Genomic DNA, 2,474 nt, shown 5'->3' on the forward strand with positions numbered 1-2,474 from the left:
CGCCGCTCCTCCGGTCTCCCCGCGACCTCCCTGGCCTGGGGACCGTGGGCACCCGGCGCCGGCATGACCGCCGAACTGACCGAGGCGGACCTGCGGCGCATGGCACGCGAGGGTATGCAGCCGCTGGCTTCCGAACAGGGTCTCGGGCTGCTCGATATCGTTCTGGAGATCGGTCCGGCGCTCGAACAGGCTGCGGTGCTACCCGTCAACCTCGACATCGCCGCCCTCCGCAGGCGTGGACAGGAGGTTCCCGGCCTGCTGCGCGCTCTCGTACGCACGCCCGCGCGCCGGAACGCGGAGTCCCAGGCGGTGGTCGGGGGCGCGGCCGACCTCCGGCAGCGCGTCGGCGGGCTTCCCGAGGCCGAGCGCGAGAAGTTCCTTCTGGACCTCGTCTGCGGACAGGCCGCCTCCGTTCTGGGCTATGCGTCGGCCGCCGACGTGGAGGCCGACCAGGCGTTCAAGGCACTGGGCTTCGACTCGCTCACCTCGGTCGAGCTGCGCAACCGCGTGAACGCGGCCACCGGCATGCGGCTGCCCGCGACCCTGGCCTTCGACTACCCCACCCCCGTCGTCCTGGCCCGTCACCTCCTGTCCGAGCTGTCCGACGGAGAGCAGGGCGTCGGCACTGCGTCCGCCATGCTGCCCGCGCCGACGAGCGTGGGCGACGATCCGGTGGTGATCGTGGGTATGGCATGCCGGTTCCCCGGTGGTGTCGGTTCGCCGGAGGACCTGTGGCGGCTGGTCAGCGAGGGCCGTGACGCGATCGGCGGGTTCCCGGCCGACCGCGGCTGGGACCTGGACGGTCTGTACGACCCGGAACCGGGCAGGGTCGGCCATACATATGTGCGTCAGGGCGGTTTCCTCTACGACGCCGCCGAGTTCGACGCCGGACTGTTCGGTATCTCGCCGCGTGAGGCGCTGGCGATGGATCCGCAGCAGCGGTTGCTGTTGGAGACGTCGTGGGAGGTCTTCGAGCGTGCGGGTATCGACCCGGCGACGCTGCGCGGTAGCCGTACCGGCGTCTTCGCCGGCGCGATCACACAGGATTACAGCTCGTTCATGCGCGCGGGTGAGCACGACTCGGACGGTTACCTGCTGACCGGTTCGACGGGCAGTGTGGCGTCGGGTCGTATCGCGTACACGTTTGGTTTCGAGGGTCCTGCGGTGACGGTGGACACGGCGTGTTCGTCGTCGCTGGTGGCGTTGCATCTGGCGGTGCAGGCGTTGCGTTCCGGTGAGTGTGATCTGGCGTTGGCCGGTGGTGTGACGGTCATGGCGGGTCCGGAGATGTTCGTGGAGTTCTCGCGGCAGCGGGGGCTTGCGGTGGACGGTCGGTGCAAGGCGTTCTCGGAGGGTGCGGACGGTACGGCGTGGTCGGAGGGTGTCGGTCTGCTGCTGGTGGAGCGGCTGTCGGACGCGCGCCGCAACGGTCACCGGGTGCTGGCGGTGGTGGCCGGTTCGGCGGTGAATCAGGACGGTGCGAGTAATGGTCTGACGGCGCCGAACGGACCGTCTCAGCAGCGGGTGATTCGTCAGGCGCTGGCGGGTGCCGGACTGAGGCCCGCTGATGTGGACGCGGTGGAGGCGCATGGCACCGGTACGCCGCTGGGTGACCCGATCGAGGCCCAGGCGCTGCTGGCCACCTACGGCCAGGACCGCGAAGGCCCGCTCTGGCTGGGTTCGTTGAAGTCGAACATCGGTCACACGCAGGCGGCTGCCGGTGTGGGTGGTGTGATCAAGATGGTGATGGCGATGCGGCACGGGGTGCTGCCGCGGACCCTCCACGCCGGCGAGCCGTCCTCCCATGTCGACTGGACGGCCGGGGACATCGAGTTGCTGACCGATGAGCGTGCATGGCCCGAGTCGGGTCGTCCGCGTCGTGCTGGTGTGTCGTCCTTCGGTATCAGCGGTACCAACGCCCACGTCATCCTCGAACAGGCCCCTGTCACGTCGGCCGACCTCACGGGTGCGGAGGCTGAGACGCGGCCGGGCCTCGGTGTCGTCCCGGTGGTGGTGTCGGGTGCCGGTGTGTCGGCGGTGCGTGGTCAGGCGGAGCGGTTGTGCGGCTGGCTGGAGGGTTCGGCCGGTGAGGATGTCCGCGTGGCCGATGTCGCTCTGGCCTCGGTCACGACTCGAACAGTGCTGGAGCACCGTGCCGTGGTCCTGGCCGCCGACCGCGCGCAGTTGCTGCACGCTCTCGGCTCGCTGGCCGAAGACCGTACCGAACCCAATGTCATACGGAACTCGGCACAGACCGGCGGTCGCACGGCGTTCCTGTTCGCGGGTCAGGGGTCACAGAGGCTGGGTATGGGCCGTGAGTTGTACGAGACGTGTCCGGCGTTCGCCGAGGCCATCGACGCGGTGGACGCGGAACTCCCGTTCAGCTTGCGGGAGGTGGTCTTCGGTGAGGACGCGGAGCGTGTGAACCGGACCGAGTACGCCCAGCCCGCCCTCTTCGCCCTCGAAGTGGCGTT

At 69.6% G+C, this 2,474-nt stretch carries 1 protein-coding gene; it reads left to right on the top strand.

From position 1 onward, the window contains the following. Nucleotides 1-2,474, top strand: a 2,474-nt coding sequence (locus ACWC5O_RS45280) for a type I polyketide synthase (protein ID WP_450781369.1), incomplete at both ends; no start/stop codon positions are given.

This window comes from Streptomyces sp. NPDC001450 (genome assembly GCF_053597295.1).